The following is a 12,162-nucleotide window of genomic DNA, read 5'->3' as shown; positions in this document are numbered from 1 at the left end:
CTCCGCCCTGCTAGTCTCCGGGCTCTAACATCATAATATTCTAATATTCTAACACAAGGTTTGTAAAATCCCCCGCAATAGCGATATACTATTTTTTGTTATTGGTTTACATTGCGTTAATCATCTGTAAGGCGAGTTAACAATGATCGCCGATTGTGGAAAGGAAGTCATGTTCATGATGGCGCAGATCGGCTCCGCCGTGCGTAAAGGACTTTATGGGTTGCTGAAAGTGCTACAGTATTGGCCGTGGGGCATTACCCTACTCGTTATCTCTGTAGCCTACAAATTAAACGAACTTGACCATCAATTTAACGTAGGCGGCATGAACTATTGGAAATGGGCCGTAAATATCGGCGCAGTCTTGCTCGTGTCGTTCTGGACGTTTTTTCTGGGACGCCGAGCCAAAGCGCTCTCGATCGCCGTCTTGGACCTTGCGTTGTCGATCCTTCTATTCTCGGACTTGATCTATTTCCGTTACTTTAAGGATTTCATCTCGGTTCCCGTTTTGCTGCAAGCCGGCCAAGTCGGAGAATTGCAGGCAAGCATCTGGAGCCTCATACAACCCGAAGATTGGCTACTCTTCGCCGATATCCCCATCGCCTTCGCGCTTGTAGGCTGGGTTTTCTGGCGACATGCGAAGGCTCGACGTGCCGTATCCTCAAAAGTTCGAATCACAGGAAGAAAATCGCTGTCGCTGTGGCGGAAGTTTATCCCTGCAACGTTAGCGTTCGTTGTCGGCTGGGCTTTGATCTATTATCCCGTCGACGAACAAAAAAACGGCTGGGCGCGCGGGTTATTCGTCGGTAACTGGTGGAACATCCCGATCTACAACGTGACCGGATTACTCGGCTTCCACGGATACGACGCTTACCGTTACGCCAAGGAGCATTGGTTCGGCGATAGTTTGTCGGGCGAACAGATCCAGGAAGCCAAAAGCTGGTTTACGGACCGGCAACAACTGCAAAAACAAATGGAAACCGAACCTATGTATGGTGAATACAAAGGAAAAAACGTTCTAGTCGTTCAAGCGGAAGCTTTCCAGCAATTCGTCATCGGACAATCGATCGGCGGAGAAGAAATTACGCCGAATCTGAACGAATTGATCGGACAGAGCGTCTATTTCCCTAACTTCTATCACCAGACCGCGCAAGGACGTACTTCGGACGCCGACTTCGCCACGAGCTGCTCGATGCATCCCTTGCCTACGGGATCGGTATTCATCCGCTTCGCCGGCAACGAATTCGATTGCGCGCCGTCGATCTTGAAAAGCGTCGGCTACGATGCGACCGTTCATCACGCTTATGACGGAAGCTTCTGGAACCGTAATAATATGTATCACAATATGAATTACGACCAATTTTATACGATCAAAGATTACACGATCGACGAACCCGTCGGATGGTCGCTGGGCGACCCCTCCTTCTTCCGTCAAACGATCGAGCAACTGAAAGATCGGGGGAAATCCCCATTCTATGCCATGTCGATCACGTTATCGAGCCACCATCCCTTTAAGTTGCCCTATAATGACCAAGAATTGAAGATAGGAGACCTGCAAGGCACAATACTAGGGGACTACGTGCAGGCTGCCCATTATGTCGATTCCGCCGTGGGAGAACTCGTTGCGGACCTAAAGGAAGAAGGACTTTGGGATAATACGATCTTGATGTTCTATGGCGACCACGATAATTCCGTATACGACTGGAGTCTTTACGAGAAATTATTCGGCAAGCCGGTATCCGACATCGACAAAGACCGGCTCGTTCGCAAAGTTCCTTTCTTCATTCACCTGCCGAACGACGAGCATGCGGGCGTCGTGGACAAAGCGGTCGGACAGATGGATACGACTCCGACAATTATGCATCTGCTCGGCATACCCACGGATAACCGTTACCTGATGGGAGTCAGCATGCTTTCCGCGGCTCCTAAGGACGTCGTATTCCGCAATGGCGGATTTACGGACGGCAAAGTGTACTTCGTTCCGAGCGGAGACGGAATCGTTAGCAACGGCACTTGTTACGACGTATCGGAAGTCGGCGCCGAGACGAAAACGGACTCGTCGGCCTGCGCGGCCGGGGCGGAGTCCGCGAAGAAAGATCTCAGCGTGTCGGACCGGGTCATCGAACATAATCTGATTCCGACCTTTAAGGAAGACGATCGATAAGCTGATAAGCTCGCCCTCGTAAACATAAGAAAAAGCCCCGGTAACGGGGCTTTTTCTTATGCGTCGATTATTTGAAGTACTTGCTCGCCTTTGCGATTACTTCGTCTTCCGTCGGCGCGGTAATGTAACGTCCGTTAACGAACAGGAAGGCGTAACGCGAGCAGGGTCCGCAGTAGGATTTGCAGGCGACTTTGATCTCGTCTCCCGGAGCCAATTTCTGCAGCTTCGGAAGCATCGTCTTTACTCGGATATGCTTGCATTTATCGCATATCCGTACGTCGTTAACCGAAGTCCTCTGCTGGGGATCAGTGGTCTCCATGGTTGCCCTTGCTTGGATTCGTGATAATGAATCCTTCTTTCGGGAAGTAAAGGTAATCGATTTTCACGCCGTCGAGCAGTTCGTCCCCTATGGGCAGGATGACGTCGATGCCCTTGTCCGTCGATACGACTTCGTCTTTATCCGTCGGCTTGGCGAGATCCATTCCATAATGAGCATGATCGCCATGACTATGCGTAATAAATACTTTAAGCTTTAGCTCCGCGTTCTCTGGCTTGTCCAATTCACGGCGAAGCACGTTGGCCGCGTTGCGCGTAATTTTGCAATTCATCGCTTCTTCACTCCCGTTAGTTTCTCGTTCTATTGTAAAGAAACGTTATCTATCATGCAATATCCTGCTTACGATCGCCCAACCGATATTTACGCTCCATGGATCGGGCGAACCAGCCCGCCGCGATCACGGTAAACGCCGCGTCGTCAATCGGCACGAACGGCATGAAGTCCGGCAAAACCCAATACAACCCTACGGGCACAATCAATAACAGCTTGTCCCGCAACGATACGCGATCAGAACGTAAAATACGCCATACCCTTACGGGTAGGCGCCGCCATAAGAGCGTCCACGACTTCCGAGCCATACGAGGAGCCTCCTTTCGCATCGAGAGCTTGCCACCAGTTTACCCCTCTCGCCCTTTCTCGAATCAAGAAGGCGAACAATCGAGCGCTTCGGCTAACAGTCTTGCTACATCGTCGTACAATTCGTCGAAGCCGTCCATCGGAAGCGGATTATGTCCCCAGCCGGCTTCCACCGTGAATCCCGGCCTCCCATATCGATGAATGAACCAATCTTTATACCCCGCGTCGCTTCCTTCCAAGTAGACGGGGCGATATCCCGAAGCTTCGGCCATCCGCCCCGCCCAGATTCGCGATTCCGCCGGCTCCGCCTCTCGGTAGTTCCAATAAATTTCCTCTCCTTGCGTATGCAACGCGATCACCGCATCGAACTCATTGCGCTCCGTAAATTCTGCTATAGCGGCCGACTCCGGTTCCGACAATGGCGACGGACCGCCGTAATCGCGCGCACCTGGCCCTCCAATCGCCCTACGAGAGCGCTCTTCCTCCCAGAATGCGGGAAATTGATCGTTCAAGTCGACTCCCCGCGCATTCGCTTTCCATCTATGAAACCGTTTGGAATTCCGATTCCACTGCATCAGTTCCCGAGCGTAAAGATCGTTCGGATTCGGACCTTGTCTCACAAGCTCCACGCCGTCCGGGTTAAGCATCGGAACGACCCATAGACTGCATCGAGAAAACAAATCATGGACAGACTTTCCCCAGAATGGCAACCCCTTGACGTAAGCTTCTCCATAATCCTCGACGAACCTCATGAGCAATAACGAAGTGATCCACTCGTTGGCATGGCAAGCGCCGTTAAAGTGCCATCGAAAAGGACCTTCGCCTATTTTAAGATAAGGAATCGGCCTCCCTTGCACGCTATGCCCGATCGTCCCGATCGAGATGAAATCGTATTTCCGCTCTATTACTCCTATCTCCCGAACAAGTTGCTCCATCCCGTAAACGAAGTTTTCCTTCATGCGATTTCCCCTTTTCCCGGTTATCTCGGCTTCGTATATTTATTGATTTATGTTCTTCGAGACCGACATATCCCACTTTCGACGAAAAACGAGCAAAAGCGCTCGGATAGACGCTCTTTGCTCGTTTCATTGCTTGCGCTTATGCGCCGATATGAGGGACTCGCCAAACTACGGGATTAAGCTTGATTTGATTCCCTAACCATGCTTGAGCGATTTCTTGGAATTTGCGAGGATCTCCGCTGCAGAAAAACTGATGCAGCGGCACTTCCTCCTTTTCCGCCAGCGCATTGTTCCCATACAGGATCGCGCTAATTTCCCTTGCGGTCTCTTCCGCCGAGTTAATGAGCAACACTTTGGCGCCCATCGTTTCCGAAATGGTATCCGCGAGAAAAGGATAATGCGTGCAGCCGAGAATCAGACAATCCATAGACGAATTCCGAAATCCGCTCAACGCGACCGAGACCGCGCTGGATGTTTCATGCGAGCGGAAGTTGCCGTCTTCTACGAGAGGCACGAAAGTCGGGCATGCTTGGCTTACGACCTCGACCTGCGGAGAAAGCCGCGTTAACGCCACTTCGTATGCTTTGCTTCTGATCGTTCCTTCCGTGCCGATAACGCCGACGACTCCGGTTTTGGTAAGTCCGATAGCAGCTCTGGCTCCGGGGTTGATGACCCCGACGACAGGCAAATCGACTCGTTGCCGGATATCCTCCAGCGCGACCGCCGTAGCCGTATTGCAAGCGATAACGATCATCTTTGGCTGGAATCGAACAAGATAGTCGACGATCTCGCGGGTAAACGCGATAACTTCATCCGCAGGCCTGGGACCATATGGCGTCCGGGCGGTATCGCCGAAATACAATATTTTCTCACGGGGAAGCTGACGCATGACTTCCTTCACGACGGTCAGTCCCCCCACGCCGGAATCCAAGACTGCGATCGCTTGCTGCACGGGAACACCGCTTTCTTCATGGATGTTGGAGTCGTATCAGAATACTTTATGAGCCCCTCATGCAAAATGTTACCTTCAACTTCGCGACGCGGACAAGACGGGAAGCACGCTCAAACGCCGCCCTGCGGGAGCGGGCGGCGCAAAAGATCGGCATTAGCGGGCTTTATGGACATCCATCACTTACAACGCGGACGCTTCGTCCTCGTGGTTTTCTTCCAACGTAGCTGCCGCTTCGTTCGTTTCCGTTAATTCAATGTTTTTGCGCGAGCGGATATCGGTAACGAAACGCCCCGTCCTCTTCGCTAGCGATTGTACGGCGGAACCGGCTTGACGGCTAATATCGGCCGTTTTCTCTCCGACCTTATGGGCGGTATCGGCTATATCTCCGCGAAGCTCGCGACCTGACTTCGGCGCGAACAACAGCGCCGTTACCGCGCCTGTAACCGCACCCGTAAGAGCTCCCCACAGAAACGATTTGACTACTTTTTTATTAGACATACTGTCACTCTCCTTCTAATGGCTCCGCACTCGGCCCTTCGTCTTGACTGCCGGGAGAGGAACGCTGCTTCCACAGCGACCACAGCTTCCTTCCGAACTCCTTGAAGTCCGGTACGCCGTCGTCGTTCTGTTCTTGATCGCGAGATGGGGATTGAAGCGGCGAGAGCAGGCAATCCCGGTACTTTTCCGTAACCCGAATGGCGGTTTGCGCCGCCGTCTGAGCGGCTTCTCCGATCGCCCGCGCCCCCTCCGCGAGCGAAGCGAAGCCTTGCAGACGTTGGCTGGACGCCTGAAGCGCCTCTCTAGCTTCTTCGGACAGCCGACGACACTGCCGCAAGGTCTCGACGGCCTCCTTGCCGACTTGATCCAGCGAAGCATCGATCCTGCGCAGCGACCGCGCAACCTTAACGATACCGGCGGCTACGGCGAACCCAATCGCGATCGCCGCCGCGGCTACCGCATATCCCGCTATTTCCCATCCCATCCGCGATCCCTCCCAGCTGCTTCGCAACCCGGGCGAATGCCCATGCGGTTAATGACAGTATAAGAAGCGATAGCCCGTCTTGACACAACGGACAAAGTCAAAATAAAAAAACAGCCCGTCGCATGCGCAACGGGCCGTACTATTCCGCCAAGCTATTGTTCTCAGATGAGAAAGACCGAATCGAATAAGTGCAACGTGAGCCGCCATCCGCCAAACACTCCGTCCGCTTTACGTCGGCGTCCAGCAACCGCTCGAATAACTGCTTCTCGCAGTGGCAAGCTTGCCGGTACCGATTCGCGACTTGAGCAATCGGACAATTGTATTCGTAGAGAAGGAAAGCTCCTTCTTCTTCGTCTTTTTCCCATTCGGTCATGTAACCGCCGGCATTCTGAATCGCACTAAGCTCGGATACCCGTTCCGCCAAAGGCCGGTCCTGCATTCGGTCCCGCAAGCGGGATTCCAGCTTGTCTCTTCTGCCTTGGAACATTCGATCTATGAGTTGTTCTCCGCCATCCTGCTCTTCGAGCTCTCCCAACAAATCCAGCATGAGCTGGGGATAATTTTTCGGGAACAGATCGTCTGCTTGTACGGTAAGGGAATAACGATACATCGGCCTTCCCATTGCTTGCCGAACCAATACCGATTGAACCAAGTTGTCTCGTTCCAAGGATTGAATATGGCGGCGAACGGCCATCTCGGTTATTCCCAGCGCCTTGGACAAATCGCTGATACAATTATTTCCTTGCGTCTTCAGCAATTGAAGCAACTGTCGTCTCGTCGAGACTTCTTGCACGGGCAGCATGGGCATTCCCTCCTTGTCCGATACCGCCTTCAATTGCGGCGCGACTGCGTCTTGGCTTCATTGTAGCGGAATCACCGAGGTTCGTAAATCGCGGGCGCGAGGAAAATGCGTCCAAACTTTGCGAATCGCTAAGCGCTATGCTAATTCTTTCCTCAAATAAGCTTCCACTTGATCGGAGAATCCCATTAGAACCCTTGGCAACTCCGCCGTGAGAGGATGCAATTCAGCCCTCGGCCACTGTTCGTACTCTTGCACGAGCTTCTTGCGCAACAGAACAATCCGTCTTAGCGGTTCCGCTACTTGCTCGGAAATTACGCCTTCCCCGGCAATAATATCGATAATATCCTCGTAACTGCTCGCATCCCTCATAATAAAACCGTCGATCAAGGAATGTCCGACGTCCGTAACGATTTCCGCGGAGAGATGAAGCGCGCGTTCCTGCGCCAGTCCTTCGATCAGTCCGCCCTGCCAAGATACCGTCGTCGAGGATAATGCTTGCGCGATTTCCGGCAAGCAAGCGAGTCGGGAACGAATGCTGCCCACGTTCACGTCATACATTCATTGGGCCTCCTCTTTATTTCTTCTTACGCCTTGCCTTGCGTTTAAGCCAAACCATCATAATGACGCAACTAATCAGAATAAGAACGACGTAAGTCATCATCTGATACACGTCGCCCATGTTCATGGGGTCTTTCTCCACTAAACGCATCATTTAACTCTCGTAATCGACGCTGACGGACGCTTCGCGAACGGACGTCATATGCTCGATCACTTTCTTATGCACGGGATGCACCTGATAAGCTTGAAGCGCGTCCAATGAAGCGAATTTAGTCACTAACGCGATATCGTAAGAACGCTCCGTAAAAAGGATGTCCTTCCCGACTTCCAAATGAAGAAGTTCGTCGATCTTACCCTCCATGTCGCGCAAAACTTGCGCCGTGCTTTCGATGCTTTCCGGCGTGCGATCTTTAAGTTTAAAAAATACGATATGAGTAATCATCTGTTCCCAATCCTTTCTTATCATGAGATTCGCGGCTACGCGCATACTACGGAATACATAAGCCTTAAAGCGAAGGGAGTCCCCTCATCGACCATGCGCTACACTATGACGATTGCCGGCACGTTGATCGGTATTGCGCTGAGCTTGTTCAATTCGACCGGTTACGACCCTCATAACATGTTCCTGATCATGTTCAGCGTACCGATGTGGTTCGTCGAGCTGTTCACCGATATCCATAAGGTCAATGTATGGTTTATGTACGTATTGACCGTGATCAGTTGGGCGTTGATCGGTTTCTTGGGCGACTTGGGCGTTAAGCGGATACGCACTTGGCGTCATCTTTGATACCGAACGCCGAGAAGAGGTTAAACCATCTTAATCGGAAAAAAGGAGCCGTCTCGGCTCCTTTTCTTTTCGCTTGATTACTCGACGATGAATTTCGATTTCATGGTTGAATGGCCCGTTCCGCACATAATAGAACAATGCAATTCGTATTCGCCCGGTTTATCGAAAGTTACTTCCATCTCCGGAGCGTCTTTGCTCATCTCGACGTTTAGACCGACGATTTCGGCGCCGTGATTGCCGAGCGTGTTGGAGAACTTGATTTTATAAAGGGTTCCCGCTTTGACATGATACTCTTTTTGGTCGAATTCATAGTTCGTCGCTTTGATCTTGAGTAATACCTGTCCTTCTTTCAAATCGGACGCTTCGTCTTTTGGTTTGTCCGGCAGGCTTGTAGCCAGAAGGTATACACCCATAGCGCACGCGATCGTTACCAATGTGGACATTAGCCATTTATGCATTTTCTACTCCCCTGTCTCCTACAAAATGTCTACCTCTTATTTTACCTAAAACAAGCATTTGAACTCAAGCACTTGTAGAAGAGAATGTTCAACTTTTTTAACATTTGACAAATTCATGAACATCGCTATGTATTCGCTTGCTACTCCTTAGTGTTGGCCGCTATCCCGGAATGAATACGTCCCGGCGTCGACGAAAAAAAACCGTCTCTCCTCCGTCCTTTCGGACGAACGAAATTCGGTCTTCATACCATCGCAAACTTCATTTGTCTTGATCATTCTTTTCCCCTGCCTTGTCGCGCAACACCTGAACGATTTGCTTTATACGGTCCGGAAGAGGCAGTCCGATGCGCCCGTAATTCTCGATTACCGACAGCAGCTCGTTAGCGATGTAAAAAAACACCGCGCTCCCCATAATCATGTTCACGTTAAGCAATACGTCCAATCGGTGGGAAATCATCATTATGAGTAGAATCAAAGCCTTCTTGAACAATCCCCAGAAGCCAACGTTGCTGTTCAACCCGCTGCCATCCTTTATCGCGGCTACCACGCCCGTTATATAATCGATAGCCATTAATAGGACAAGAAAAGTTAGCGATTGGTTCCACACCCCGAATGAGAATGAGATTACCGCACCGAATATCACGCATACGATCCCGGCTTGCACTTGCATCCATCGTCCCTCCCCTTGATCTGCGCTTATTTATTTATTCAGCTTATTCGGGGTCGGACAAGACGGTAACGGTAAGTGACAGGCGATATTCGGCTACAACGCGAAGAAGTTGCGCCTAGACCGGTTACCGGCCTCGAACGCAACTTCTTCATCGAGTTATAAAGGTTTTCTTACATCAATACACTTCGAATTCCGACACTTGAGCTGCCAGCCAACCGGTGTTGCCCATGATCGTAATCCGTACGTAACGGGTCGTCGTTTCTCCAAGCTCGATTGCGACCTCATTCGCCTTTTTCGGATCGAACGTGTAAGGCTTAGAAGCGAGCAAGGTTTTGAAGTTCTCCCCGTCGGTGCCCGTTAGCACCTCGATCTGCTGATCGCGTGCCTCCCACGCATCCTGAGGAGGCAGTTTTAATATAAGCTTGCTGATTTTCTTCTCGGCGCCGAGATCGACCGTCAGCGATTGCGGGAATTGCTTCGCCGTGCTCTCCCAGTAAGTGTACGGGTCACCGTCTACGGAAAGTTCCGGAGCAAAGGCTTCAGCCGTGTTAGAGGTCGAGAATACTTTCTGGTTAAGCGCCATATTGAATTGGAATTTGACTTTCTCGAACGTTTCCGTCGCCTTGCTGACGTCGGGGGAGCTCTTCAGCTCGACATAACCGACCTTCTGCTCCTTGATTAGACCGACGTAGTCGAATACCGCGAACTCTCCGTCTTCTTTCACTTGCAGATCCGATATTTTCGACCCGTTGGCCAGGTAAACCGCTGCCGTCACGTGCGGCCAATCTTTGCCTTTACGGATTTTGAGCGTCGTATCGGAGCCGATCGGTTGATAGACGCGAATCGCGTCTTGCTCCCGTACTACGACCAGATTATGGTCGCCGGTATCCAGATCCTGCCCGTTCAGCCGCGAGTAGTTACCGGCTCTCCGGCTTCCGTCCGCCGCGGATACGTCGTAACCGCCGGGAGCAAGCGAATCTTCGTTATCTAGCGCGTATGCTTCGTTCTTGTTCCAATTCGCCGTTACCGCGTACGTGCCGAAATCCGTTTTCGTTACGGTCGGGGTCACTTGGCCGAAGCTCTTGACCAGCGAGTCAGCGTATTGGGACAAAATGAATTTCTGATATACGCCGACCATGTCCACCCATGGATTGGCGACGCCGTTAAAGAAGTCCGCGCTTAAGTTGTAACCCATCGCGAGATTCCATCTCAGCATGTCTTGATCGTCCGTCATCGTCTCCGCGGCCAAGTCGTGCTGGAATTGCATCACCTTGTCGCGGAACAACATACCGGCCATCGGGTAGTACTCCGTGTAAGAAGCCGTTTTCTTGCGGTAACCGAGCTGGTCCCACAAGAAGTTCGAACCCATGAAGCCGACGGCGTCCTTAGCCAGGACGTCCGTTCCGTCCTCCATGTACATCGGCTTGGTCAAAGCCGAGAAGTAATTCCGAACGCCTTGGAAATACGCCGACGACGGATCGGTGCCTTCCGGAATGATTTTGTTGTAGACGTACGGAGCGTTACGTATTCCCCATTGGTCTTCGAACAGTCCGTCGAATCCGGCCGTATCGAACAGTTTCTTATGTTCTTCCGCCGTCCGTTGGAGGAAGAACGGATGCCCCGTATTCACGACGTATCCGCTATGCTTCCCGTAATCTTCTTGGGTAATGGTGTTATTGTCCTTCAGTACGATCAAATCTTCCATCGTTACGCCCGAAGGCAGCTTCGCGAGCGTCGGGGAATGGTTGCCCCACCACGACATGTTCGTGTAGGGCACGACTTTATCGCCTTTGTCCTTGGCGGCTTGCATAAAGGCAAGGAATGCCTTCTCTCCGCCCCAATTCGTTTCCGGCGGATAGAAGTCTGGATAGTTCTCGTCATGTCCGCCCTTCTGGAACCCGACGAGGTGAATGACTCCGTTGTAATTCATTTTGTTCAAATAATTTTGGGTCAAGTTGCTCCAGCTTCCGTCTTTGATCGCGGAGATGTCCGCCTTATAGAACGGCTGCTCGAAGAAGGCGTCCTTGGCGCTGCCGAGCTTATCGGTCAACGAACGATATTCGCCGATTTTGTTCAAATCGCGGTAGCTCGCGATCGTAGCCTCGTAATCCCCGATCTCGAGCACGACGGACGGGCTGTTCCATTGCTTCTTCGGATCGATCCACGTTTTGTAATCGTGAACGATTCCGGTCTTGCCCGCGTCTTTAACTTGACTCTTGAAGCCGAGGTCGATCGTTGCCGTCACGCCGCGATCCAGGTCGTATACCGCGAGATTGCCGCCTTTCGTGCGAAGCCCGACGTAGGCTGCGAACATGACGCCCGGATATTGGTCTTGGAAAGAATTGCTCTCCTTAAAGAAGGCGTCCTTGAGCTTCGCTCCTGGCAACATCGGAAGTAGTCCGTCGGTTACGCTCGCCGTCTCGACGTTCAGTTCGTAAGGGAAACGGAACGACTTGATCGGCTGCTCCGTCTGGTTGTCGACGGCGGCATTCAGATAGATCCGGTTATCGTCCTCGAAACGGGCCGTTACGTCTACTTTGACTTTCCCCCCGTAATGGAAGACGAGCTCGCCTTTGCTGCCGCTCCAATCGTAAGAGAAATCATCGGCTTTCTTTCCGTTCGTCGAGGAGTCGTCTTGCAGGAACGCCCACCAGAGCGCCTTCTCTCTGTTGCCAAGCGTGATGTTGGTCTCCGAATCTTTATTCTTAAGATAGGCGATCGAGCCATTGTCCGCTTGAAATGCGATTTCATAACTCGAATTGCTGACGATTAACAATCCGTTCTTGTCTTTGAAGTTTGCTTTGGCATTACCGGGCGCGAAGAATAGATAATAGGCCGCCGCTGCCGCCGCGATAACGACGATTCCGGTCGAAACGCCGATTATCCGCTTGAATTTCGAGCTTCGTTTGGCCACGCGCTT

At 51.8% G+C, this 12,162-nt stretch carries 15 protein-coding genes; 2 read left to right on the top strand and 13 right to left on the bottom strand.

Features of this window, described 5'->3' with window-relative positions; genetic code table 11:
- Window positions 1-142: 142 nt before the first annotated feature.
- Window positions 143-2,161, top strand: coding sequence for an LTA synthase family protein (locus D7Z26_RS07675; protein WP_120975525.1), 2,019 nt, complete (start codon window positions 143-145; stop codon window positions 2,159-2,161).
- A 67-nt stretch (window positions 2,162-2,228) separates the two neighbouring features.
- On the opposite strand, the gene D7Z26_RS07670 is transcribed toward D7Z26_RS07675, so the two are convergent.
- From D7Z26_RS07670 to D7Z26_RS07625, 10 genes are all read right to left on the bottom strand, one after another.
- Window positions 2,229-2,480 (bottom strand): DUF1450 domain-containing protein, encoded by a 252-nt coding sequence (locus D7Z26_RS07670; protein ID WP_120975523.1) that lies wholly within the window; start codon window positions 2,478-2,480, stop codon window positions 2,229-2,231.
- Window positions 2,467-2,769 carry an iron-sulfur cluster assembly accessory protein gene (locus D7Z26_RS07665; RefSeq protein WP_120975521.1) on the bottom strand — a complete coding sequence of 101 codons (303 nt, stop codon included), beginning with the start codon at window positions 2,767-2,769 and terminating at the stop codon, window positions 2,467-2,469. The genes D7Z26_RS07670 and D7Z26_RS07665 overlap by 14 nt, the downstream gene beginning before the upstream one ends.
- Before the next feature lie 52 nt (window positions 2,770-2,821).
- Window positions 2,822-3,076, bottom strand: coding sequence for a hypothetical protein (locus D7Z26_RS07660; protein WP_120975519.1), 255 nt, complete (start codon window positions 3,074-3,076; stop codon window positions 2,822-2,824).
- Between the two features lie 63 nt (window positions 3,077-3,139).
- Complete coding sequence (locus D7Z26_RS07655) at window positions 3,140-4,033, bottom strand: M14 family metallopeptidase (protein ID WP_120975517.1); 894 nt, start codon at window positions 4,031-4,033, stop codon at window positions 3,140-3,142.
- Window positions 4,034-4,172: 139 nt separating this feature from the next.
- On the bottom strand, window positions 4,173-4,985 hold the full coding sequence (gene racE / locus D7Z26_RS07650) for a glutamate racemase (RefSeq protein ID WP_120975515.1): 813 nt from the start codon (window positions 4,983-4,985) through the stop codon (window positions 4,173-4,175).
- A gap of 180 nt (window positions 4,986-5,165) precedes the next feature.
- Window positions 5,166-5,483, bottom strand: a complete 318-nt coding sequence (locus D7Z26_RS07645; RefSeq protein WP_120975513.1) for a YtxH domain-containing protein — start codon at window positions 5,481-5,483, stop codon at window positions 5,166-5,168.
- A 4-nt stretch (window positions 5,484-5,487) separates the two neighbouring features.
- Window positions 5,488-5,967, bottom strand: coding sequence for a hypothetical protein (locus D7Z26_RS07640; RefSeq protein ID WP_120975511.1), 480 nt, complete (start codon window positions 5,965-5,967; stop codon window positions 5,488-5,490).
- Window positions 5,968-6,106: 139 nt separating this feature from the next.
- The gene (locus D7Z26_RS07635; protein ID WP_120975509.1) at window positions 6,107-6,769 is read right to left on the bottom strand and encodes a helix-turn-helix transcriptional regulator; all 663 of its coding nucleotides are present in this window, start codon (window positions 6,767-6,769) and stop codon (window positions 6,107-6,109) included.
- A 135-nt stretch (window positions 6,770-6,904) separates the two neighbouring features.
- Window positions 6,905-7,327, bottom strand: coding sequence for a DUF86 domain-containing protein (locus D7Z26_RS07630; RefSeq protein WP_120975507.1), 423 nt, complete (start codon window positions 7,325-7,327; stop codon window positions 6,905-6,907).
- A 154-nt stretch (window positions 7,328-7,481) separates the two neighbouring features.
- Window positions 7,482-7,769 (bottom strand): Dabb family protein, encoded by a 288-nt coding sequence (locus D7Z26_RS07625; protein ID WP_120976500.1) that lies wholly within the window; start codon window positions 7,767-7,769, stop codon window positions 7,482-7,484.
- 93 nt (window positions 7,770-7,862) lie between these two features.
- Between D7Z26_RS07625 and D7Z26_RS07620 the strand changes: the two genes are divergently transcribed.
- On the top strand, window positions 7,863-8,114 hold the full coding sequence (locus tag D7Z26_RS07620; protein WP_120975505.1) for a hypothetical protein: 252 nt from the start codon (window positions 7,863-7,865) through the stop codon (window positions 8,112-8,114).
- Between the two features lie 77 nt (window positions 8,115-8,191).
- Here D7Z26_RS07620 and D7Z26_RS07615 read toward each other — a convergent pair whose 3' ends face one another.
- The 3 genes from D7Z26_RS07615 to D7Z26_RS07605 all read right to left on the bottom strand — a co-directional run bounded on the left by D7Z26_RS07615 (window position 8,192) and on the right by D7Z26_RS07605 (window position 12,156).
- A complete protein-coding gene (locus D7Z26_RS07615) occupies window positions 8,192-8,572 on the bottom strand; it encodes a cytochrome c oxidase subunit II (protein ID WP_120975503.1) in 381 nt (126 codons plus the stop codon).
- A gap of 259 nt (window positions 8,573-8,831) precedes the next feature.
- Window positions 8,832-9,242 carry a phage holin family protein gene (locus tag D7Z26_RS07610; protein WP_120975501.1) on the bottom strand — a complete coding sequence of 137 codons (411 nt, stop codon included), beginning with the start codon at window positions 9,240-9,242 and terminating at the stop codon, window positions 8,832-8,834.
- A 175-nt stretch (window positions 9,243-9,417) separates the two neighbouring features.
- Window positions 9,418-12,156, bottom strand: coding sequence for a discoidin domain-containing protein (locus tag D7Z26_RS07605; protein ID WP_120975499.1), 2,739 nt, complete (start codon window positions 12,154-12,156; stop codon window positions 9,418-9,420).
- Window positions 12,157-12,162 lie beyond the last annotated feature (6 nt).

This window comes from Cohnella endophytica (assembly GCF_003628305.1).
GTDB lineage: Bacteria > Bacillota > Bacilli > Paenibacillales > Paenibacillaceae > Cohnella > Cohnella endophytica.
This window is presented reverse-complemented; position numbering and strand designations above follow the sequence as displayed.

Coding starts and splice junctions, on each gene's coding strand:
- D7Z26_RS07630 (WP_120975507.1), bottom strand. CDS start 7,327: ATGTATGACGTGAACGTGGGCAGCATTCGTTCCCGACTCGCTTGCTTG.
- D7Z26_RS07625 (WP_120976500.1), bottom strand. CDS start 7,769: ATGATTACTCATATCGTATTTTTTAAACTTAAAGATCGCACGCCGGAA.
- D7Z26_RS07620 (WP_120975505.1), top strand. CDS start 7,863: ATGCGCTACACTATGACGATTGCCGGCACGTTGATCGGTATTGCGCTG.
- D7Z26_RS07645 (WP_120975513.1), bottom strand. CDS start 5,483: ATGTCTAATAAAAAAGTAGTCAAATCGTTTCTGTGGGGAGCTCTTACG.
- D7Z26_RS07640 (WP_120975511.1), bottom strand. CDS start 5,967: ATGGGATGGGAAATAGCGGGATATGCGGTAGCCGCGGCGGCGATCGCG.
- D7Z26_RS07675 (WP_120975525.1), top strand. CDS start 143: ATGATCGCCGATTGTGGAAAGGAAGTCATGTTCATGATGGCGCAGATC.
- D7Z26_RS07670 (WP_120975523.1), bottom strand. CDS start 2,480: ATGGAGACCACTGATCCCCAGCAGAGGACTTCGGTTAACGACGTACGG.
- D7Z26_RS07665 (WP_120975521.1), bottom strand. CDS start 2,769: ATGAATTGCAAAATTACGCGCAACGCGGCCAACGTGCTTCGCCGTGAA.
- D7Z26_RS07615 (WP_120975503.1), bottom strand. CDS start 8,572: ATGCATAAATGGCTAATGTCCACATTGGTAACGATCGCGTGCGCTATG.
- D7Z26_RS07635 (WP_120975509.1), bottom strand. CDS start 6,769: ATGCTGCCCGTGCAAGAAGTCTCGACGAGACGACAGTTGCTTCAATTG.
- D7Z26_RS07655 (WP_120975517.1), bottom strand. CDS start 4,033: ATGAAGGAAAACTTCGTTTACGGGATGGAGCAACTTGTTCGGGAGATA.
- D7Z26_RS07610 (WP_120975501.1), bottom strand. CDS start 9,242: ATGCAAGTGCAAGCCGGGATCGTATGCGTGATATTCGGTGCGGTAATC.
- D7Z26_RS07660 (WP_120975519.1), bottom strand. CDS start 3,076: ATGGCTCGGAAGTCGTGGACGCTCTTATGGCGGCGCCTACCCGTAAGG.